Here is a 20,216-nt window from a genome sequence, read left to right as displayed (position 1 = left end):
TGCCATGAACAAGATTCGTAAAGGCGACGAGGTCATCGTGCTGACCGGCCGCGACAAGGGCAAGCGCGGCGTCGTGTCGCAGCGTGTCGATGACTCCCACCTGGTGGTGGAAGGCGTCAACGTCGTGAAGAAGCACGCCAAGCCCAATCCCATGAAGGGCACCACCGGTGGTGTGATCGATAAGACCATGCCCATCCATCAATCCAACGTGGCGATTTTCAACGCCGCCTCCGGCAAGGCCGATCGCGTGGGCATCAAGCTGCTCGCCGATGGCAAGAAGGTGCGCGTCTACAAGTCGACCGGCGAAGAGATCAAGGCTTAAGAGGTCCGACATGGCTCGTTTGCAAGCGTTTTATCGCGAAAAAGTCGTTCCCGGCCTGACCGAGAAGTTCGGCTACAAGTCCGTGATGGAAGTGCCGCGCATCACCAAGATCACCCTGAACATGGGTGTCAGTGAAGCCGTCGCCGACAAGAAGGTCATGGATCACGCCGTGGGCGACCTGACCAAGATCGCCGGCCAGAAGCCCGTGGTCACCAAGTCGAAGAAGGCCATCGCCGGCTTCAAGATCCGTGACGGCGTGCCCATCGGCTGCATGGTGACCCTGCGTGGCGTCCAGATGTATGAATTCCTGGATCGCTTCGTGACCATCGCCCTGCCGCGCGTTCGCGATTTCCGTGGTATCTCCGGTCGTTCGTTTGACGGCCGTGGCAACTACAACATCGGCGTCAAAGAGCAGATCATCTTCCCCGAGATCGAGTACGACAAGGTGGATGCTCTGCGTGGTCTGAATATCAGCATCACGACGACTGCCAAGACGGACGACGAAGCGAAGGCCCTGCTGGCCGCGTTCAAGTTCCCGTTCAAGAACTGAGGTGACCCGTGGCAAAACTCTCGATCAAGCAACGTGAGCTGAAGCGCGAACAACTGGTCGCCAAGTTCTCCAAGAAGTACGCCGAACTCAAGGCCATCATTGACGATGCCAAGAAGTCGGACGAGGAGCGCTATGCAGCCCGTCTGGAGCTGCAAAAGCTGCCCCGCAATGCCAACCCCACTCGCCTGCGTAACCGCTGCGAGCTGACCGGTCGTCCCCGCGGTACCTTCCGCAAGTTCGGCCTGGCCCGTAACAAGATTCGTGAACTGGCTTTCAAGGGCGACATCCCCGGTGTCGTCAAGGCTAGCTGGTAATCGGCACGATTAGGAGAAATCGCAAATGAGCATGAGTGATCCTATCGCCGATATGCTGACTCGCATTCGCAACGCCCAGAGCGTTGAGAAGGCCAGCGTCGTGATGCCTTCCAGCAAGCTGAAGGTCGCGATCGCCAAGGTCCTCAAGGACGAGGGCTATATCGACGGTTTCGCGGTGCGCGGTGATGCCGCTCGCCCCGAGCTGGAGATTGCGCTGAAGTATTACGCCGGTCGCCCGGTGATCGAGCGCATCGAGCGCGTGAGCCGTCCCGGCCTGCGCATCTACAAGGGCCGTCACGACATTCCTCAGGTCATGAATGGCCTGGGCGTGGCGATCGTCACCACCCCCAAGGGTGTGATGACTGACCGCAAGGCACGTCAAGCCGGTATCGGCGGCGAAGTGCTCTGCTACGTCGCCTAAGCGCAAGGAGAGACAGACAATGTCCCGCGTTGGAAAAATGCCGGTCGTCGTCCCGCAAGGCGTGGACGTGACCATCAGCGCTGAGCAGATCAGCGTCAAGGGCTCGCTGGGCACGCTGGTGCGTCCCGTCAATGCCCTGGTGACCGTGAAGAATGAAGGCGGCAAGCTGAGCTTTGTGCCCGTGAACGAATCGGCCGAGGCCGATGCGATGAGCGGCACGATGCGTGCCCTGGTGGCCAATATGGTCAACGGCGTCAGCAAGGGCTTCGAGAAGAAGCTGAATCTGGTGGGCGTGGGCTTCCGTGCCCAGGCGCAAGGCCAGAAGCTGAACCTCCAGATCGGTTTCTCTCACCCCGTGGTGAAGGACATGCCCGCCGGCATCAAGGTGGAATGCCCGACCCAGACCGAAATCCTGATCAAGGGTTCGGACCGCCAGGTGGTCGGCCAGATCGCCGCTGAGGTGCGTGCCTTCCGTCCGCCCGAGCCCTACAAGGGCAAGGGCATCCGCTACGCCGACGAGAAGGTTTCCCTCAAGGAAACCAAGAAGAAGTAAGGAGCAGCGCCATGATGACCAAGAAAGAACAGCGCCTGCGCCGCTCGCGTCAGACCCGTGCCCGCATTGCCCTGCAGCGCGTCGCCCGCCTGACCGTGTTCCGCTCGAATCTGCACATTTACGCCAACGTCATTTCCGAAGACGGTGGTCGCGTGCTGGCCAGCGCTTCGACCGTCGAGAAGGAAGTCCGCGAACAGCTGGGCGCTTCCGGCAAGGGTGGCAATGTGTCCGCCGCTACGTTGATCGGCAAGCGCATCGCCGAGAAGGCCAAGGCTGCCGGCATCGAGAAGGTTGCCTTCGACCGCGCTGGCTTTGCCTACCACGGCCGTATCAAGGCCCTGGCTGAAGCCGCCCGCGAAGCCGGCCTGCAGTTCTGACGCACAAAGGATTAAGAAATGGCAAAGTTTCAACCCCGCGCGCAGACTGAAGGCAACGACGACGGCCTGCGCGAGAAGATGATTGCGGTCAATCGCGTCACGAAGGTGGTCAAGGGCGGCCGTACGCTGTCTTTCGCTGCCCTGACCGTGGTTGGCGACGGCGATGGCCGCATCGGCATGGGCAAGGGCAAGGCGAAGGAAGTTCCCGTCGCCGTGCAGAAGGCCATGGAGTCGGCTCGCCGCAATATGTTCAAGGTGAACCTGAAGAACGGTAGCGTCCATCACAATGTGGTGGGTGAGCACGGTGCTTCGCGTGTCATGCTGGCTCCGGCTCCGACCGGTACCGGCGTGATCGCTGGCGGCCCGATGCGTGCCGTCTTCGAGGTGATGGGTGTGACCGACATCGTGTCCAAGAGCCACGGTTCGACCAACCCTTACAACATGGTCCGCGCCACGCTGGACGCGCTCAAGCGCTCCACCACCGCTGCGGAAGTCGCTGCCAAGCGCGGCAAGACTGTTGAAGACATCTTCAACTGATCAGCCGACTGGAGAGACAGATGTCTGATAAGAAAACCCTGACGGTCAAGCTGGTCCGCAGCCCCATCGGCTGCCGCGCTTCGCACCGTGCCACCGTTGTTGGTCTGGGCCTGCGCAAGCTGAACAGCACCAAGACGCTGGAAGACACGCCGGCTGTGCGCGGCATGATCAACAAGATCGCTTACCTCGTGCAGGTGCTGTAAGCACCGGCCGAATAGAGGACAAGAGATGCAACTCAATACCATCAAGCCCGCCGCTGGTGCCAAGCACGCCAAGCGTCGCGTGGGCCGTGGCATCGGCTCCGGCCTGGGCAAGACCGCTGGTCGTGGTCACAAGGGTCAGAAGTCGCGTGCTGGCGGCTTCCACAAGGTTGGCTTCGAAGGCGGTCAGATGCCGCTGCAGCGCCGCCTGCCTAAGCGCGGTTTCAAGTCGCAGAACAAGCCCTTCGTGGCTGAGATCAACCTGTCTGACCTGCAGAAGCTGGCCGGCGAGGAGATCGATCTGCTGACGCTGAAGGCCGTCGGCCTGGTGTCCGAACTGGTCAAGACCGTCAAGGTCATCCAGTCCGGTGCAATCAGCCGCAAGGTCACGCTCAAGGGCGTGGGTGCCACGGCTGGCGCCAAGGCTGCCATCGAAGCCGCTGGCGGTTCTGTCGCTTAAAGCTTTAGGAACGGGGCACAGTGGCTACCAACGCAAACCAACTGGCCAAGAGCGGCAAGTTTGGCGACCTGCGTCGCCGGCTTGTTTTCCTGTTGCTGGCACTGGTCGTGTACCGAATCGGGGCGCACATCCCCGTGCCGGGCATTGACCCTGTTCAGCTGCAACAGCTCTTCAAAGGCCAGCAGGGCGGCATCCTGAGCCTGTTCAATATGTTCTCGGGCGGTGCGCTGTCGCGCTTCACCGTCTTCGCGCTGGGCATCATGCCCTACATCTCGGCCTCTATCGTCATGCAGTTGATGACGTATGTGGTGCCGAGCCTGGAAGCGCTGAAGAAGGAAGGCGAGGCTGGGCGTCGCAAGATCACGCAGTACACGCGCTACGGCACCTTGGGCCTCGCGATTTTCCAGTCCCTGAGCATCGCTCTGGCTCTGGAAAGTTCGCCTGGCTTGGTGCTCAGCCCCGGTTTTGGTTTCCGCATGACCGCGGTGACCAGCCTGGTGGCCGGCACGATGTTCCTGATGTGGCTGGGTGAGCAGATTACCGAGCGCGGTCTGGGCAACGGGATCTCGATCCTGATCTTTGCGGGTATCGCCGCGGGTCTGCCCAGCGCCATTGGTGGCCTGCTGGAGCTGGTGCGAACCGGCGCGATGAGCATCATTTCCTCGATCTTCATCGTCGCCATCGTCATCGCCGTGACCTATCTGGTGGTGTTTGTCGAGCGCGGTCAGCGCAAGATCTTGGTGAATTACGCCAAGCGCCAGGTGGGCAACAAGGTGTATGGCGGCCAGAGCTCGCACCTGCCGCTCAAGCTCAATATGGCAGGCGTGATCCCCCCGATCTTCGCGTCGTCCATCATCCTGCTGCCGACCACGATCGTGAGTTGGTTTGCCACGGGTGACGGCCTGCGCTGGTTGAAAGATCTCGCGGATGTGCTGCGCCCCGGTCAGCCGATTTACGTGCTGCTGTACGCTGCTGCCATCGTGTTCTTCTGCTTCTTCTACACGGCTCTGGTGTTCAACAGCCGTGAGACCGCAGACAACCTGAAGAAGAGCGGCGCCTTTATCCCCGGGATTCGTCCTGGAGATCAGACGGCCAAGCATATTGACAAGATCCTGGCTCGCCTGACCCTGGTCGGAGCGGTCTACATCACGGCGGTCTGTTTGTTGCCTGAGTTCCTGGTCCTGAAGTACAACGTTCCGTTCTACTTCGGTGGCACGTCCTTGTTGATCATCGTGGTCGTGACGATGGACTTCTGGACTCAGGTGCAGTCTTATGTGATGAGTCAGCAGTACGAGTCGCTGCTGAAGAAGGCGAACTTCAAAGCCAGCTGAGAAGCCGGTTCAATTTGATTAACAACATTCCTCTTGGAACAGGAAACGTGGGCAGGGCATGGCGAAAGACGACGTCATTCAAATGCAGGGCGAGATTCTTGAGAACCTCCCCAACGCCACGTTCCGAGTCAAGCTGGAAAATGGGCATGTCGTCCTCGGACACATCTCCGGCAAGATGCGTATGCATTACATCCGCATCTTGCCTGGTGACAAGGTGACCGTGGAGCTGACGCCCTACGATTTGAGTCGTGCTCGCATCGTATTCCGGGCGAAGTGAGCTTTTGAATACCCCCGGGGACGCGCGCAGCGCTAAAGAGTAGGTCAAGGAGCAGACCATGAAAGTTTCGGCATCCGTCAAGCAAATGTGCCGCAATTGCAAGATCATCCGTCGCAAGGGCGTGGTGCGTGTGATCTGTACCGATCCGCGCCACAAGCAGCGTCAAGGCTGATTGCAGCACGACTAATAGCGAGAGAGAACGCACATGGCACGTATTGCTGGTATCAACATTCCGCCGCAAAAGCACACCGAGATCGGTCTGACCTCGATCTACGGCATTGGCCGTACGACCGCGCAGAAGATCTGCACCGCTTGCGGTATTCCGTTCGACAAAAAGGTTAAGGACCTCACCGACGCTGATCTGGAAAAGATCCGTGAAGCCGTGGGCGCCATGACCATCGAAGGCGATCTGCGCCGCGAGATGTCGATCAACATCAAGCGCTTGATGGACCTGGGTTGCTACCGCGGTTTCCGTCATCGCCGTGGTCTGCCGATGCGCGGCCAGCGTACCCGTACGAATGCCCGCACCCGCAAGGGTCCGCGCAAGTCGGCGGCTACCGGCAAGAAGTGATCTCGCGGCAACCGTACTGAAAGAAGGTCAATATGGCAAAAGCACCCAATAACTCGGCTGCCCAGCGCGTTCGCAAGAAGGTCCGCAAGAACGTGGCCGACGGCGTCGCCCACGTGCACGCCTCGTTCAACAACACCATCATCACCATCACTGACCGTCAAGGCGGTGCTCTGAGCTGGGCCTCCTCCGGTGGCCAGGGCTTCAAGGGCTCGCGCAAGTCGACGCCTTTTGCTGCCCAGGTGGCTGCTGAGGTTGCTGGCCGCGCCGCTCAAGAGCAGGGCATCAAGAACCTTGACGTCAAGATCAAGGGTCCCGGCCCCGGCCGTGAGTCCTCGGTGCGTGCACTGGCTGCCCTGGGCATCCGCATCAACTCCATCTCCGATGTGACTCCGGTCCCGCACAACGGCTGCCGCCCGCAGAAGCGTCGCCGTATCTAAGCTTCGATTCAAATCGAAGTTTGTGCGATAATCGTTAGTTCGATTACCCAGCCGGCTGGTGCTTTTGGCGCCAGTCGGCCGTTTTGCTGAGATGCTGCGCCGGTGCCTTTTGGCGCTTGAGCAGCACTCGACGGCGGCAACGCCGGTCTCCCAGAGGTCTTGCGATCTCTATAAGCCCACCGTCCGAGCCCATGACAACACCGGCCGGACTCGCGCTTCATACGCTCAGCAATGGGCCCTGATGCGTTAGATTGAACAAGGACACTCAAAGTGGCACGTTATCTCGGCCCGAAGGCCAAACTTTCCCGCCGCGAAGGCACCGACCTGTTCCTGAAGAGCGCCCGCCGCGCCATCAGCGACAAGGCCAAGTTCGACAGCAAGCCCGGCCAGCATGGCCGCACCTCGGGTCAGCGTACCAGCGACTTCGGTCTGCAACTGCGTGAAAAGCAGAAGGTCAAGCGCATGTACGGCGTGCTGGAGCGTCAGTTCCGCCGCTACTTCGCCGAAGCCGAGCGCCGCAAGGGTTCGACCGGCGTGAACCTGCTGCAACTGCTGGAATCGCGCCTCGACAACGTGGTGTATCGCATGGGCTTCGGTTCGACCCGTGCCGAAGCGCGTCAGCTGGTTTCCCACAAGGGCATCACCGTGAACGGCGAAGTCGTGAACATCGCCTCCTACCTGGTGAAGGCCGGTGACGTGGTCGCTGTGCGTGAGAAGGCCAAGAAGCAGCTGCGCGTGCTGGACGCTTTCAAGCTGGCCGAGTCCGTGGGCATGCCCGCCTGGGTTCAGGTCGACGGCAGCAAGCTGGAAGGCATCTTCAAGAAGACGCCGGACCGCGATGAGTTCGGCGCCGAAATCAACGAATCGCTGATCGTTGAGTTGTACTCGCGTTAATCGTGAAGTTCTTGCCGAGCGGCCCCAGATGGGCCCGCTCGGCTTTGCCGTTTTCCTCGTCCGGGCGCGGGCTGTTCGTGCTGCGCCTGGTTGGTCCCTCAGCCTTATCGGTGTAACGAACCGAGGGTATTGAAAGAAAGACCTCATGCAAACCAATCTGCTCAAACCCAAGTCCATCAATGTGGAGCCCCTGGGCGGTCATCGCGCCAAGGTCACTCTGGAGCCGTTCGAACGCGGTTATGGCCACACCCTGGGCAATGCCCTGCGCCGTGTGCTGCTGTCCTCGATGGTGGGTTATGCGCCGACGGAAGTGACGATTGCCGGCGTGCTGCACGAGTACTCGGCCATCGACGGCGTGCAAGAGGACGTGGTTCACATCATGCTGAACCTCAAGGGCGTGGTCTTCCGTCTGCACAACCGCGAAGAAGTCACCCTGGTCCTGCGCAAGGAAGGTGAAGGCCCGGTCACGGCAGCCGACATCCAGACCCCGCACGACGTCGAGATCATCAACCCCGAGCACGTGATCGCCCATCTGTCGCAAGGCGGCAAGCTGGACATGCAGATCAAGGTCGAGAAGGGCCGCGGCTATGTGCCCGGCAATATGCGCCGCTACGGCGACGAGCCGACCAAGAGCATCGGCCGCATCGTGCTGGACGCCTCGTTCTCGCCGGTCAAGCGCGTCAGCTATGCCGTCGAGAACGCCCGCGTCGAGCAGCGTACCGACCTGGACAAGCTGGTCATGGAGATCGAAACCAACGGCGCCATCTCGCCCGAGGAAGCGATCCGTGCCTCCGCCAAGATTCTGGTTGAGCAACTGGCCGTCTTCGCCCAGCTGCAAGGCACCGATCTGGTGGACGCCTTCGATCAGCCGGCCCAGCGCTCCAGCAGCTTCGATCCGATCCTGCTGCGCCCGGTCGACGAGCTCGAGCTCACCGTGCGCTCGGCCAACTGCCTGAAGGCCGAGAACATCTACTACATCGGCGACCTGATCCAGCGTACCGAGACCGAGCTGCTCAAGACCCCCAACCTGGGTCGCAAGTCGCTCAACGAAATCAAGGAAGTGCTGGCTTCGCGTGGTCTGACTCTGGGCGCCCGCCTGGAAAACTGGCCGCCGCAAGGTCTGGACAAGCGTTGATTTTTTGAAGAGAGAAGGGTGGCGCTTTGACAAACGCCACCCGGTGCACCCGGCAGTACCTGATCCGGCTGCCGGTCATTACATAGTAGGAAAGGAAAAGCACCATGCGTCACCGTAACGGTCCCCGTAAGCTCAACCGCACCAGCTCGCATCGCGCCGCGATGCTGCGCAATATGGCCGTGTCGCTGCTGCAGCACGAAGCCATCAAGACCACGGTCCCCAAGGCCAAGGAACTGCGCAAGGTTGTGGAGCCCCTGATCACCCTGGCCAAGGTCCCGACCCTGGCCAACCGTCGCCTGGCCTTCGACCGCCTGCGCGATCGCGACATCGTCACCAAGCTCTTCAATGAGCTGGGCCCTCGCTTCCAGACCCGTCCGGGCGGTTACACCCGCATCCTGAAGATGGGTTTCCGCGTGGGCGATAACGCGCCGATGGCCTACGTCGAGCTGGTGGATCGCGCTGAAGAAGCCGCTCCGACCGCCGAAGCCGCTGCCGAGTAATCGACAGAACGCGATCGAGCCTTTGCCCATCGTGGCAGCGGCTCTTCTCGCTCGAAAGGCCAGCCATAGCGGCTGGCCTTTTTCATTGTGCGGCGCCGCGTCGGGAGCTGGCCAACGTCATTTTCCTGTGCTATACTGCTAGCTTCAGTCGCGGGGTGGAGCAGTCTGGTAGCTCGTTGGGCTCATAACCCAAAGGTCGTAGGTTCAAATCCTGCCCCCGCAACCAACAAGTCGCAGCCGTCAAGGCTGTGCCAAGCAAGCCAACCCAAGCGGTTGGCTTTTTTGTTGGCGAAGGCCCTGCTGCAGTGCTGCAGCGGGACTCAGGCTCTAGCTGACTGCCGGCTCGATCAGGGGGCGGCCACCACCAGCGTCTGCAGCAGTTGCGGGATGTTTGCCGGGGCCACAGCGGGCGCGAACAGCCAACCCTGGAGCTCGTCGCAGCCTTCGGCCTGCAGGAAGCGTCGCTGGGCTTCGGTCTCGACGCCCTCGCCAACCACCCGCATGCCCAAGGTCTTGGTCAGGCCTATCACCGCACGCGTCAGCACCGCATCGCGTGCATGGGTGCATGCGCCCTGTACAAAGCTCCGATCCATCTTGATGCGATGTACCGGCAGGTCACGCAACTGGCCCAGTGACGAGTGGCCCATGCCGAAGTCGTCCAGGGCCAGTTGCACGCCCAGGCGGGCGACTTCTTCAAGCAAGGCCTTGGCCTGCAGACCATCGCCCATGGCCACGCTCTCGGTGATCTCGAGCTCCAGCATGGCGGGGGGAATGCGCCATTGCTGCAGCAACTCTGCCAGATGCGCCGCAAAGCGCGGCAGGCGCAGCTGATGCGCCGAGACATTGACGGCGACACGCAGGGCCAGGCCTTGGTCCAGCCAGCTGCGCAGCTGCCGGCAGGCCTCGTTGAGCACCCAGTCGCCCAGGGGCAGGATCAGGCCGCAGCGTTCTGCCACGGGAATGAAGCGTGCGGGCGACACCATGCCCAGCTGTGCGTCCTGCCAGCGGGCCAAGGCTTCCACACCCAATACTCGGCCGCTACGCGCACAGAGCTGGGGTTGATAGTGAAGCTGCAGCCCGCCATGGCGCAGCGCCAGTTGCAGGCGCCCCTGAAGCAGACTGCGCTCCTCCAGCTCCGCGGCCATACGGCCGTCGAACACCCGGTAGGTGCCGCGACCCGCATCCTTGGCCTGGTACATGGCCATGTCGGCGTGCCGCATCAGCATATCGGCACTGTTCCCGTCTCCCGGGCCGAAGACGATGCCGATGCTGGCGCCGGGCGAGATTTCGTGGTGCCCCAGCTGCCAGGGGCGCGCGATGCTGGCCAGGAGCTTTTCCGCGACCCGCAAGGTGTCGGGCGCATGAGTCTGGTCCGGCAGCAGCACCGCAAACTCGTCGCCGCCGAGGCGGGCCAGCGCGTCAGAGCTGCGCAGCTCTCTGCGCATGCGCGAAGCCATGTCCTGCAGCAGCCGGTCTCCCACATGGTGCCCGTGGCCATCGTTGACCGACTTGAAGTCGTCCAGATCGATCAGCAGCAGCGCCATCGATCGCTGGCTGCGCTGTGCCTGGGCGAGCGCCTGACTCAGCAGCTGGTGAAACACGGGGCGGTTGTGAAGGCCCGTGAGCTCATCGTGCGTGGCCAGATAGTCGTTGCGCTGATGCAGGGAGTGCAGCTCGCTGAGATCGTGAATCACGGCCAGGGCCAGGCGCTCGCCCTCGCTCTCGAACAGGCCCAGCGAGATATCCACGGGCAGGCTGCTGCCATCGGCGCGGCGCAGGCTGAGCCGGCTCACGCTGCCCATGGGGCGCGGTCGCGGCTGTCGAAAGAACTGCTGCAGATGCGCGCCATGGCGGCAGCTGGCGCCGATGGGCAGCAGCACATCCAGGGCGTGGCCATGCAGGGAGGATGGATCCATGCCGCAGAGCCTGTGCATCGCCTTGTTGGCGCAGCGGATGCGGCCTTGTTCATCCACCAGCAGCACGCCGTCGGGAATCAGATCCAGCCACGGCTGCAAGCCGTCCGGGCTGCGGCCCGGCGGCCACCGGCTCTCAGTCACCCCGGAAGACATCGATGGCTCGGCTCAGACTGTTCACCCCGCCACGCAGGCTGCTCGCCGCCGCGCTGGACTGCTCGGCCATAGCACTGTTCTGCTGGGTCATGTGGTCCAGTGCCTCGATGCGGCCCAGCATCTGTTCGATGCCCTGGGCCTGCTCGCTTGTTGCCAGTCGTATGCCGCCTATCAGTCCGGTGACCTGCTGAACCTCCTGCAGCAGCTGATCCATGGACCGCCGTGATCGCTGGACCAGATCGGCGCCGGTCTGTACCCGCTCCGCACTGTCCTGGATCAGGGCCTTGATCTCGCGTGCGGCCTCCTGGCTTCGCTGCGCCAGTCGGCGCACCTCGGCGGCCACCACCGCAAAGCCCCGTCCGGACTCGCCGGCGCGGGCCGCTTCCACGGCGGCATTGAGGGCCAGGATATTGGTCTGGAAAGCGATACCGTCGATCACGCCGATGATCTCGCCGATCTGCTCGCTGGAGCGGCTGATCTGCTGCATATTGCCCTGGACCTGATCCACCAGCTGATTCACCGAGGCGGTTGCCTGAGCCATATGGCCCGCCGCTTCGCCGCCCTGGGCCGCGGTCTGAGCGCAGTGACTCACGCTGGCCGTCAGCTCGGTCAGGGACGAGGCCGCATCGGCCAGGCTCTGCGATGTCTGCTGCGTCCGCTCGCCCAGGTCGGCATTCGCCGCCGAGAGTTGGGAGGCCACGCTCTGCAGGCCATGGACCTGGGCGCCCACATCGGCGACCAGGGAGCGCACATTCAGCCCGGCCTGATTGATGGCGCGCAGCATCAGTCCGATCTCATCCACCCGGTCCAGGCGCACATTGGCATCGAAGTGTCCCGCGGCCACGGCCGTGGCCTGGCGGCAGACCAGGGCCAGCGGCGCGGCGATATGGCGCTGGGCCAGGAAGTCAGCCCCCAGCAGCAGCAGGGCCATGCCGCTCAGCAGCACGGGCCAAGCACCAGCGGGCACGCCTGCCACGGCACACAGCCCCAGCAGCCCCAGGCCCAGGCCGGCGACGCCCAGGCGCAGCACGGTACCCACCGACAGCAAGCGCCAGTGCTCGCGCAGGCGGGCCAGGCCAGGGCGCAGCACCAGACCACGGAACAGCTTGAGTCCCCGCTGGCTGCCGCTGCGCAGCCCGCTGTAGAGCCGCTCTGCCGCCGCGACCTCTTCGCGCGAGGGTTCGGTGCGAACCGAGATATAGCCCCGCAGCTGGCCTGCGCGCACCACCGGCGCCACATTGGCCCGCACCCAGTAGTGATCGCCATCCTGCCGGCGGTTCTTGACCAGCCCCGTCCAGGGCAGGCCGGCCCGCACCGTGGACCAGAGGTCATGAAAGGCTTGGGGCGGCATGTCCGGGTGCCGCACCAGCTTGTGCGGCGAGCCCATCAGGGCGTCACCGCTATAGCCACTGGCCTCCACAAAGGCGGCATTGGCGTACTGGATGTGGCTGTGCACATCCGTGGTCGACATCAGGGTGGCGCCAGCCGGAAAGCGGTACTCGCGCTGGCTGACCGAGGGCGGATGCTGATCCATGCTGCGGGCTGCTCCTTCACACACGCTGGACCCGTCGCGACCTGCTTCCGAGCAGAAGCGCCGCCGGGCTGGAGCTGACTATCGTCAAAAAGGCCGCGGCTTCCATCGGGGGCGATCGCCCCAATCAACCTTCGCTGTGCGCCAGCGCACAGTCAGGATGAAGACCCCGCGGCAATCCGCGCCAGGGCTTGCACATCCAGATGCACGAAGTGGCGATGGCGTCTTTGCACCAGGCCGCGGGTTTCAAACTCGCGCCAGGTGCGGTTGATGCTCTCGCGGGTGACGCACAAGAGCTCGGCCAGCATGCCCTGGCTGGGCAGTTGCACGGCCTCGCGTGGCTGAAGCTCGGCCAGCAACTGCAGGGCGCTGGCCAAGCGCTGCTCCAGTCCGGGCAGGCGCACCAGATGGCTCCATTCGGCCAGGGTCTGCACGGCGCGCCGGCTCTGGCGGCCCATGGTCCAGGGATGCTGGCCGCCCAGCGCATCCAGCTCATGCCAGAGCGACACCGGGAACTCGCAAATGGCTACCGGTGTGAGCGCCTGAACACTCATCAGATTGGACTGCCCCGATGCGGCCGAACGCCCCAGCAGATCACCCTGGCCGATCACCGCGATCGGCTGCTCACGACCCTCGGGGCCGCGCAGCAAAACGGCCAGCAGTCCTGATTTCACGATGCGCAGGGTGCTGGCCTGCTCGCCCTGTTGCTGGACGCGGAACATGCGCGCAATGCTGCGGGCGCTGACCAGGGGTAGTTCCCGCCCAGGCAGGCGCTGCCGGTAGGCTTGTACCGGGCAGTGCGGGGCGATCACACAATGGCCGCAGGGCGTGTCCCTGCCGGCGGAAGCAATACGGAAATGGGGCAGCAAGTGGCGCAGCGCACACGGGCCCGAACCGCTCGGCGATCCCCCGTGTGACTCAGGGCTTGGCCCCCAGGAGCGGGGGCCTTGCGCAAATTCTCACAAAAGCCCCATGCCGGCGCTGTGATGCAGCTCACACGGGGCCGAATTGCCCAACAGGCGTGCGCAGGGCGCCCCGGCCGCCGCGCCGATTCAAATCAGCGTGGCCACGGCCGCGCCCATCTCGCCGGTGCTGGCCTGGCCGCCGAGATCTCGCGTGCGCGGGCCCTGTGCCAGGACGGTCTCGATGGCGCCGAGCATCGCGTCATGGGCCGCACGCTCACCCAGGAAGTCCAGCATCAGCGCGGCCGACCAGATCATGGCCACCGGGTTGGCGATGTTCTGCCCGTAGATGTCCGGCGCCGAGCCGTGCACGGGCTCGAACAGCGAGGGGAAGCGGCGCTCAGGATTGAGATTGGCCGAGGGTGCCAGTCCAATGGTGCCCGTGGTGGCGGGGCCCAGATCGGACAGGATGTCGCCGAAGAGATTGCTGGCTACCACCACATCGAAGCGGCCCGGTTGCAGCACAAAACGCGCGCTCAGGATGTCGATGTGCTGCTTGTCCACGGTCACATCGGGATAGTCCTGGCTCACCACGTCGGCACGGCCATCCCACCAGGGCATGGAGATGGCGATGCCATTGCTCTTGGTGGCCACGGTCAGGTGTTTGCGGGGGCGGCTCAGGGCGCGCTCAAAAGCGTAGCGCAGCACCCGGTCGGTGCCATGCCGCGAGAACACGGACTCCTGGATCACGATCTCGCGCTCCGTGCCGGCGAACATCACGCCGCCCAGATTGGTGTACTCGCCCTCGGTGTTCTCGCGCACCACGAGGTAGTCGATCTCGCCCGGCTTGCGGCCGGCCAGAGGGCAGGGCACGCCCTCGAAGAGTCGCACGGGGCGCAGATTGATGTACTGGTCGAACTCGCGGCGAAACTTGAGCAGCGAGCCCCAGAGCGAAACATGGTCGGGCACGGTGGCAGGCCAGCCCACGGCGCCAAAGAGAATGGCGTCCTTGTCTGAAAGCCGGGCCTTCCAGTCGTCCGGCATCATCTGGCCATGGGCCGCGTGGTAGTCGCAGCTGGCCCATTCAATGTGTTCCAGTTCCAGCTGGAAGCCGAAACGCTGTGAGGCCGCCTGCAGGGCGCGCAGGCCCTCGGGCATCACTTCCTTGCCAATCCCATCGCCGGGAATCACGGCGATCTTGTAGGTCTTGCTCATGGCGGCGCAGGATACACCGCGGCGGCCGACGCAAGCCCGTCAGGGTTGCCGGTAGACCAGCACCTTGAGTGCGCGCTCCGGCGCCACATCGGCAAACACCGGCGGATTGGCCAGGCGCTCCACAAAGACCAGGCCCGGCGCCTCGCGCGCCACGCCCTCGCGCACAAACTCGCTGTCCAGCTTGGGTGAGTTCAGGCAGATCAGGGCGTGGCCGCCGGGCGCCAGCAACTCGGGCAGGCGGCGCAGCAGGCGGGGATAGTCCTTGGTGTCGATGAAGCTGCCCTTCTGGTAGCTGGGCGGGTCCATGATGACCAGCTCGTAGGGGCCGCTGCGGCGGATCTTGCCCCAGGAGCTGAAGATGTCGTGCGCCAGGAACTGCGCGCCCGCCAGGCCGTTGAGCTGGTGGTTGCGGCGCCCGCTCTCCAGCGCGCCGCGCGCCATGTCGTAGTTGAAGACCTGGGCCGCGCCGCCCTGCAGGGCCGCCACCGAGAAGGCGCAGCTGTAGGCAAAGAGGTTCAGCACCTTGCCGCCGGGCTGGGACCGGGCCCAGTCGCGCACCCAGCGCCGGCCCTCGGCCATGTCCAGGAAGAGGCCATGGTTCTGGCCGCGCATCAGGTGCACGCCGTAGCGCGCGCCGGCTTCCTCCACCACATGGGGCTCGGGCACCTGGCCGCTCATCAGGCGGTTGCTGGCGCCGGCCTCGTCGCGGCACTGGTAGACCCAGTTCAGCGGCTCGCCCGGCGCGATCTCGGCCCAGCGCGCCGCCAGGGCCGCGCCGATGCGCGCGAGGGCCTCCTCGTCCGTCGGTGCAAAGCTGGTGAGCAGCCAGACGGGCGGATAGCAGTCCAGGGTCCAGGCCTCGCAGCCCGGATGCAGGCCACCGCGGCCGTGGAAGTGGCGGTCCGCTTCACGCGGATGGGGCAGGGTGGCAATGGTGTCAAGCAGGGCTTGCATGGGCGGTGGCAATGCGCAATGGGGGCGACAGTGTAGGGCGCCTGTCCCGCCCGGCATCTGCTAGCGTGAGGGGCCGCAAGAGGAACGCCTGCATGCCCCTGTTCGCCGCCAATCTCAGCCTGATGTACACCGAGCATCCCTTTGTGGCGCGTTTCGCTGCCGCGGCGCGCGACGGCTTCCGGGCGGTGGAGTACCTCTTCCCCTATGAGCATGAGGCGGCGCTGCTGGCGCGCGAGCTGCATGAGCACGGATTGCGCCAGGTCTTGTTCAACGCGCCCCCCGGGGACTTTGCCGCAGGCGAGCGCGGTCTGGCCTGCCTGCCCGGGCGGGAAGCCGAGTTCCGTGAGGGCCTGCGCCATCAGGCTCTGCCCTATGCGCAGGCCCTGGACTGTCCGCGCATCCATGTGATGGCCGGCCTGGCGCCCCAGGGCGTGGAGCGCGCGCGCCTGCGCGAGACCTATCTGGAGAACCTGGCCTGGGCGGCCGACCAGGCCCGCGCTGCCGGCCGCGAGCTGCTGATCGAACCCATCAACACCCGCGACATGCCGGGCTACTTTCTCAATCGCCAGGATGAAGCCCACGCCATCGTGGCCGAGCTTGACCGTCCCAACCTCAAGGTGCAGATGGACCTCTACCACTGCCAGATCGTCGAGGGGGACCTGGCCAGCAAGTTGCGCCACTACATCCCGGGAGGGCGGGTGGCACATATCCAGATCGCCGGCGTGCCCGAGCGGCATGAGCCGGATCGGGGCGAGCTCAACCACGCCTATCTGCTGGCCCTGCTCGACGAGCTGGGCTATGCCGGCCATGTGGGTTGCGAGTACCGGCCGCGTCAGGCGGACACCTCGGCGGGCCTGGCATGGTTCGAGCCCTACCGGGCCACCCAGCGCTGAAGGAATGCCCATGCCTGCCGATGCCTGCGAAGCTCTCTGCAATCTGATCGATGGCCGGCATCTGCCCGCGGCGTCCGGCCAGACCCTGCCGGTGCTGGACCCCGCCGATGGCCAGGCCTTCGCCCGGCTGCCGCGCAGCGATGCACGCGATGTGGACGCTGCGGTGGCGGCCGCGCGCCGCGCCTTCCGCGGCCCCTGGGGACGTGCCACGGCCACCGAGCGCGGCCGCGTGCTGAGCCGGCTCTCGGCCCTGATCCTGCAGCAGCACGAGGCCCTGGCCCAGCTGGAATGCCGCGACACCGGCAAGCCCATCCAGCAGGCCCGCGCCGACATCACGGCCTGCGCCCGCTACTTCGAGTATTACGGCGGCGCGGCCGACAAGCTGCATGGCGAGAGCATTCCCTATGCGGCCGGCAGCACCGTGATCGCGCTGCGCGTGCCGCATGGCGTGACCGGCCACATCATTCCCTGGAACTACCCGGCCCAGATCTTCGGCCGCTCGGTGGGCGGGGCCCTGGCCGCCGGCAATGCCTGCGTGGTCAAGCCGGCCGAGGACGCCTGCCTCACGCCCTTGCGCATTGCCGCCCTGGCGCTGGAGGCCGGCCTGCCGCCGGGCGCGCTGAACATGGTCTGCGGCCTGGGCGTGGAAGCCGGCGCGGCCCTGGCCGCGCACCCGGGCATCAACCACATCTCCTTCACCGGCTCGCCCGGCACCGGCACGGCCGTGGCCCAGGCGGCGGCGCTCAACCATGTGCCGGTGACGCTGGAGCTGGGCGGCAAGTCGCCCCAGATCCTGTTTGCCGATGCGGATCTGGCGCAGGCCCTGCCCGTGGTGCTCAACGCCATCGTGCAGAACGCCGGCCAGACCTGTGCCGCCGGCAGCCGGGTGCTGATCGAGCGCCGCATCCACGCCCAGGTGATGGAGGGCCTGGCCGCGCGCTTCGCAGCCCTGCGCACCGGCCCCGGTCTTGCGGGCCTGGACTGCGGCCCGCCGCTCAATGCGCGCCAGCTGGCGCGGGTGCAGGCCCTGGTGGAGGGCGGCCTGGCCGATGGCATCCAGGCCGTGGCCCGGGCCCAGATTGCGCCCGAGGCGCCCGCCGGTGGCTTCTACTTTGCGCCCCTGTTGCTGGACGGCGTGCCGCCCGATCACGCCATCGCCCAGCAGGAGCTCTTCGGCCCAGTGCTGGCGGCCTTTGCCTTTGACAGCGAGGACGAGGCCATTGCCCTGGCCAATGGCACGCCCTATGGCCTGACCGCCGCCGTCTGGACCCGCGACGGCGCGCGCCAGCTGCGCTGCGCCCATGCCATCGAGGCTGGCCAGGTCTTCATCAACAACTACGGCGCCGGCGGCGGCATCGAGCTGCCCTTCGGCGGCATGAAGCATTCGGGCTACGGGCGCGAGAAGGCCTTCGAGGGTCTGCGCAGCTTTACCACCATCAAGACCATTGCCATCTCGCATGGCTGAGGAGAGCACCCCATGACAGCGAAGAATCTACAGGACCGCGTAGCCATCGTGACCGGGGGCGGCAGCGGCTTTGGCGAGGGCATTGCCAAGCTTTTTGCCGAGCGCGGCGCCCGGGTGGTGGTGGCGGACATCCGGCTGGAGGCGGCGCAAGCCGTGGCCCAGGCCATACAGGCCGGGGGCGGCCAGGCCATTGCGGTGGGGGCGGACGTGACGCGCAACGAGTCGGTGGGCGCCATGGTGGCCGCCGCAGTGGAAGCCTTCGGCGGCCTGGACATCCTGGTCAACAACGCCGGCACCACGCACAAGAACCGGCCCATGCTGGAGGTGGACGAAGCCACCTTCGACCGCGTCTATGCCACCAATGTGAAGAGCATCTATCTGGGTGCGGTGCACGCCGTGCCGCAGTTCCGCAAGCAGGCAGCGGCTGGGCGCCGGGGCGGGGTGATCATCAATATCGCCTCCACCGCGGGCGTGCGGCCGCGCCCGGGCCTGAGCTGGTACAACGGCAGCAAGGGCGCGGCCGTCAACCTCACCAAGGGCATGGCGGTGGAGCTGGCGCCCGAGGGCATACGCGTGAACGCTGTCAACCCGGTGATGGGCGTCACCGGCCTGATCCAGGACTTTCTGCCCGGCGAGGACAGCGCGGCCACCCGCGCCAAGATCATCGCCACCATTCCCCTGGGGCGCTTGTCCACGCCCCTGGATGTGGCCCGGGCCACGGCCTTCCTGGCCAGCGATGAGGCCGAGTTCATCACCGGCGTGGCGCTCGAGGTGGACGGCGGGCGCTGCATCTGAGCACCCGCACTCAGCCCGCGCCGCTCAGCCGCGCGGGTAGAGGATCATCTGCGTGCAGCGGAACAGGGCCAGGGTCTTGCCGCTGTCGCGGTGGCTGACCACGGCGTCCCAGACCTGGGTCGTGCGGCCGCCGTGATAGAGCGTGGCCACCACCTCCACCACGCCCTCGCGCGCCGTGCCCAGGTGGTTGGACTTGAGCTCGATGGTGGTGAAGCTCTGCGCGCCCTCGGGCAGGCTGGCCATGCAGCCGTAGCCGCAGGCGGTGTCGGCCAGCGTGACCACGCTGCCGGCATGCAGAAAACCGTTGGGCGCCATCAGATGCGGGGCCACGGCGAGTTCGGCCCGCACCTCGCCGGCGGCGAGATGCTGGACCACGATGCCCAGATCGCCGGGCAGGCTGTGGTCGTGACGGGCTTGAAATTCGGGGGCGAGCAAGGTCATGGGGGGTGCGGTGTACGACGGAGCCGGCATTGTGCCGCGCAGTGCGAGGGGGGCGTACACCCCTAACGGACGGGGCGCGACGCGTCTGATCGATACTTGCGGCTTTCCATTCACGCTTGGCTGGCTGCGAGGGGCGACGACCTCATGAGGGTTGCCGCATCGGTGCCTGTGCCATTTCCTGATCCCGATGAGCTTCTTGCAAAGAATCATGTGCTGGCTGGCCCTGGCCTGCCTGCCCCCCGCCGCGACCGCCCTGGGGGGCGCCGTCGTGACGACCGAGCAGGTGCGTGCCGAGCTCGTGGCCCAGGCGAGCGAGGGCATCGAGCCCGGCAAGCCGGTCTGGCTGGGCCTGCTGGTCCGCCACCAGCCGCACTGGCACACCTACTGGAAGAACCCCGGCGACTCCGGCCTGCCCACGGTGCTGAGCTGGGAACTGCCTGCGGGCGTGACGGCCGGCGAGATCCAGTGGCCGGTGCCGCAGCGTCTGCCCGTGGGGCCTCTGGTCAACTACGGCTACGAGGGCGAGCTGCTGCTGCCCGTGCCGCTGACGGTGAGCCCCGAGTTCAAGGGCGAGACCCTGGTGGTCAAGCTGCGCGCGGACTGGCTGGTGTGCAAGGAGGTCTGCATCCCCGAGTCGGGCGAGTTCACGCTCAAGCTGCCGGTGGCGGCCGCCACCGCGGCGCATGCGGCGCTGTTCGAGCGCAGCCGCTCGGCCCAGCCGCGCGATGTGCCGGCCGCTCGCGCCGAGAGCCGGCTGGACGAGTCCGGTCTGCAGCTCAGCCTTGAGGGCCTGCCCGCCGATTGGCAGGGCAAGAGCCTGCAGGTCTTTCCCGAGGCGGCCGGTGTCTTTGATCATGCGGCCGCTCCCCAGCAGCGCTGGGACGGGGCCAAGCTGCTCCTGACGCTGCCGATCTCTGCCCAGCGCAGCGAGGGCCCGGCTCAGCTGGCCCTGGTGCTGCGCCAGGAGGGCAGTGCGCCCGAGCAGGGTGGGCTGCGCCTGAGCGTGGCGGCCCCGGCCTGGCCGGCCCTGCCGGGAGCGGCCCCCGCCCCCGCCCTGCAGCCCGTGGAGGCC

At 65.4% G+C, this 20,216-nt stretch carries 27 protein-coding genes and 1 tRNA gene; 22 read left to right on the top strand and 6 right to left on the bottom strand.

Annotated features, from left to right (window positions below; genetic code table 11):
- Window positions 1-4 precede the first annotated feature (4 nt).
- The 18 genes from rplX (at window position 5) to ACK5F2_RS12780 (ending at window position 9,105) form a co-directional block, all read left to right on the top strand.
- Window positions 5-322, top strand: coding sequence for a 50S ribosomal protein L24 (gene rplX / locus ACK5F2_RS12865; RefSeq protein ID WP_133605053.1), 318 nt, complete (start codon window positions 5-7; stop codon window positions 320-322).
- A gap of 10 nt (window positions 323-332) precedes the next feature.
- Complete coding sequence (gene rplE, locus ACK5F2_RS12860; protein ID WP_133605052.1) at window positions 333-872, top strand: 50S ribosomal protein L5; 540 nt, start codon at window positions 333-335, stop codon at window positions 870-872.
- An 8-nt stretch (window positions 873-880) separates the two neighbouring features.
- Window positions 881-1,186 carry a 30S ribosomal protein S14 gene (rpsN, locus tag ACK5F2_RS12855; RefSeq protein WP_133605051.1) on the top strand — a complete coding sequence of 102 codons (306 nt, stop codon included), beginning with the start codon at window positions 881-883 and terminating at the stop codon, window positions 1,184-1,186.
- Window positions 1,187-1,211: 25 nt separating this feature from the next.
- Complete coding sequence (rpsH, locus tag ACK5F2_RS12850; RefSeq protein ID WP_133605050.1) at window positions 1,212-1,607, top strand: 30S ribosomal protein S8; 396 nt, start codon at window positions 1,212-1,214, stop codon at window positions 1,605-1,607.
- Window positions 1,608-1,626: 19 nt separating this feature from the next.
- Window positions 1,627-2,160, top strand: a complete 534-nt coding sequence (rplF, locus tag ACK5F2_RS12845) for a 50S ribosomal protein L6 (RefSeq protein WP_133605049.1) — start codon at window positions 1,627-1,629, stop codon at window positions 2,158-2,160.
- Between the two features lie 11 nt (window positions 2,161-2,171).
- Window positions 2,172-2,537, top strand: a complete 366-nt coding sequence (gene rplR / locus ACK5F2_RS12840) for a 50S ribosomal protein L18 (protein ID WP_133605048.1) — start codon at window positions 2,172-2,174, stop codon at window positions 2,535-2,537.
- Between the two features lie 18 nt (window positions 2,538-2,555).
- Entirely contained in the window at window positions 2,556-3,074 is a 519-nt protein-coding gene (rpsE, locus tag ACK5F2_RS12835) for a 30S ribosomal protein S5 (protein WP_133605047.1), read from the top strand.
- A 20-nt stretch (window positions 3,075-3,094) separates the two neighbouring features.
- Window positions 3,095-3,277 (top strand): 50S ribosomal protein L30, encoded by a 183-nt coding sequence (rpmD, locus tag ACK5F2_RS12830; protein WP_133605046.1) that lies wholly within the window; start codon window positions 3,095-3,097, stop codon window positions 3,275-3,277.
- Between the two features lie 25 nt (window positions 3,278-3,302).
- A complete protein-coding gene (rplO, locus tag ACK5F2_RS12825) occupies window positions 3,303-3,734 on the top strand; it encodes a 50S ribosomal protein L15 (RefSeq protein ID WP_133605045.1) in 432 nt (143 codons plus the stop codon).
- Window positions 3,735-3,754: 20 nt separating this feature from the next.
- A complete protein-coding gene (gene secY / locus ACK5F2_RS12820; protein WP_409865191.1) occupies window positions 3,755-5,065 on the top strand; it encodes a preprotein translocase subunit SecY in 1,311 nt (436 codons plus the stop codon).
- A 58-nt stretch (window positions 5,066-5,123) separates the two neighbouring features.
- Window positions 5,124-5,342 carry a translation initiation factor IF-1 gene (gene infA / locus ACK5F2_RS12815; protein ID WP_009855680.1) on the top strand — a complete coding sequence of 73 codons (219 nt, stop codon included), beginning with the start codon at window positions 5,124-5,126 and terminating at the stop codon, window positions 5,340-5,342.
- 58 nt (window positions 5,343-5,400) lie between these two features.
- Window positions 5,401-5,514: a 50S ribosomal protein L36 gene (gene rpmJ, locus ACK5F2_RS12810; RefSeq protein WP_056194202.1), complete on the top strand. Its 114-nt coding sequence runs from the start codon at window positions 5,401-5,403 to the stop codon at window positions 5,512-5,514.
- Window positions 5,515-5,547: 33 nt separating this feature from the next.
- Window positions 5,548-5,913, top strand: coding sequence for a 30S ribosomal protein S13 (gene rpsM, locus ACK5F2_RS12805; RefSeq protein WP_133605043.1), 366 nt, complete (start codon window positions 5,548-5,550; stop codon window positions 5,911-5,913).
- A 32-nt stretch (window positions 5,914-5,945) separates the two neighbouring features.
- Window positions 5,946-6,350, top strand: a complete 405-nt coding sequence (gene rpsK / locus ACK5F2_RS12800; RefSeq protein WP_133605042.1) for a 30S ribosomal protein S11 — start codon at window positions 5,946-5,948, stop codon at window positions 6,348-6,350.
- 270 nt (window positions 6,351-6,620) lie between these two features.
- On the top strand, window positions 6,621-7,244 hold the full coding sequence (rpsD, locus tag ACK5F2_RS12795; protein ID WP_133605041.1) for a 30S ribosomal protein S4: 624 nt from the start codon (window positions 6,621-6,623) through the stop codon (window positions 7,242-7,244).
- A 145-nt stretch (window positions 7,245-7,389) separates the two neighbouring features.
- Entirely contained in the window at window positions 7,390-8,379 is a 990-nt protein-coding gene (locus ACK5F2_RS12790; protein ID WP_133605040.1) for a DNA-directed RNA polymerase subunit alpha, read from the top strand.
- A 104-nt stretch (window positions 8,380-8,483) separates the two neighbouring features.
- Window positions 8,484-8,879: a 50S ribosomal protein L17 gene (gene rplQ / locus ACK5F2_RS12785; RefSeq protein ID WP_409865189.1), complete on the top strand. Its 396-nt coding sequence runs from the start codon at window positions 8,484-8,486 to the stop codon at window positions 8,877-8,879.
- Window positions 8,880-9,028: 149 nt separating this feature from the next.
- Window positions 9,029-9,105: transfer RNA gene (locus ACK5F2_RS12780), tRNA-Met, on the top strand.
- A gap of 121 nt (window positions 9,106-9,226) precedes the next feature.
- Here ACK5F2_RS12780 and ACK5F2_RS12775 read toward each other — a convergent pair.
- The 5 genes from ACK5F2_RS12775 to ACK5F2_RS12755 form a co-directional block, all read right to left on the bottom strand.
- Window positions 9,227-10,894 (bottom strand): EAL domain-containing protein, encoded by a 1,668-nt coding sequence (locus ACK5F2_RS12775; RefSeq protein ID WP_409865187.1) that lies wholly within the window; start codon window positions 10,892-10,894, stop codon window positions 9,227-9,229.
- Window positions 10,895-10,928: 34 nt separating this feature from the next.
- Complete coding sequence (locus ACK5F2_RS12770; protein ID WP_409865185.1) at window positions 10,929-12,482, bottom strand: methyl-accepting chemotaxis protein; 1,554 nt, start codon at window positions 12,480-12,482, stop codon at window positions 10,929-10,931.
- Between the two features lie 152 nt (window positions 12,483-12,634).
- Window positions 12,635-13,291 (bottom strand): Crp/Fnr family transcriptional regulator, encoded by a 657-nt coding sequence (locus ACK5F2_RS12765; protein ID WP_409865183.1) that lies wholly within the window; start codon window positions 13,289-13,291, stop codon window positions 12,635-12,637.
- A gap of 240 nt (window positions 13,292-13,531) precedes the next feature.
- A complete protein-coding gene (locus ACK5F2_RS12760) occupies window positions 13,532-14,596 on the bottom strand; it encodes a tartrate dehydrogenase (protein WP_409865181.1) in 1,065 nt (354 codons plus the stop codon).
- 39 nt (window positions 14,597-14,635) lie between these two features.
- Window positions 14,636-15,550: a class I SAM-dependent methyltransferase gene (locus ACK5F2_RS12755; RefSeq protein ID WP_409865179.1), complete on the bottom strand. Its 915-nt coding sequence runs from the start codon at window positions 15,548-15,550 to the stop codon at window positions 14,636-14,638.
- Between the two features lie 92 nt (window positions 15,551-15,642).
- Between ACK5F2_RS12755 and otnI the strand changes: the two genes are divergently transcribed.
- The 3 genes from otnI to ACK5F2_RS12740 are packed head-to-tail and all read left to right on the top strand — an operon-like array spanning window position 15,643 to window position 18,703.
- Complete coding sequence (otnI, locus tag ACK5F2_RS12750) at window positions 15,643-16,443, top strand: 2-oxo-tetronate isomerase (RefSeq protein ID WP_409865176.1); 801 nt, start codon at window positions 15,643-15,645, stop codon at window positions 16,441-16,443.
- Between the two features lie 10 nt (window positions 16,444-16,453).
- Window positions 16,454-17,908 carry an aldehyde dehydrogenase family protein gene (locus ACK5F2_RS12745; protein WP_409865174.1) on the top strand — a complete coding sequence of 485 codons (1,455 nt, stop codon included), beginning with the start codon at window positions 16,454-16,456 and terminating at the stop codon, window positions 17,906-17,908.
- 12 nt (window positions 17,909-17,920) lie between these two features.
- Window positions 17,921-18,703: a glucose 1-dehydrogenase gene (locus tag ACK5F2_RS12740; RefSeq protein WP_409865171.1), complete on the top strand. Its 783-nt coding sequence runs from the start codon at window positions 17,921-17,923 to the stop codon at window positions 18,701-18,703.
- Window positions 18,704-18,727: 24 nt separating this feature from the next.
- Here the strand turns inward: ACK5F2_RS12740 and ACK5F2_RS12735 are convergent, their stop codons facing one another.
- Window positions 18,728-19,144, bottom strand: a complete 417-nt coding sequence (locus ACK5F2_RS12735; protein ID WP_409865169.1) for a PaaI family thioesterase — start codon at window positions 19,142-19,144, stop codon at window positions 18,728-18,730.
- A gap of 187 nt (window positions 19,145-19,331) precedes the next feature.
- On the opposite strand from ACK5F2_RS12735, the gene ACK5F2_RS12730 reads away from it, so the two are divergent.
- Window positions 19,332-20,216, top strand: an 885-nt coding sequence (locus ACK5F2_RS12730; protein ID WP_409865166.1) for a protein-disulfide reductase DsbD domain-containing protein, incomplete at its 3' end; no start/stop codon positions are given.

Source organism: Roseateles sp. (assembly GCF_046300915.1).
Taxonomy (GTDB): Bacteria; Pseudomonadota; Gammaproteobacteria; order Burkholderiales; family Burkholderiaceae_C; genus Kinneretia.
Note: the sequence above shows the minus strand (reverse complement) of the source record. Positions and strands in the feature narration are given on the sequence as shown.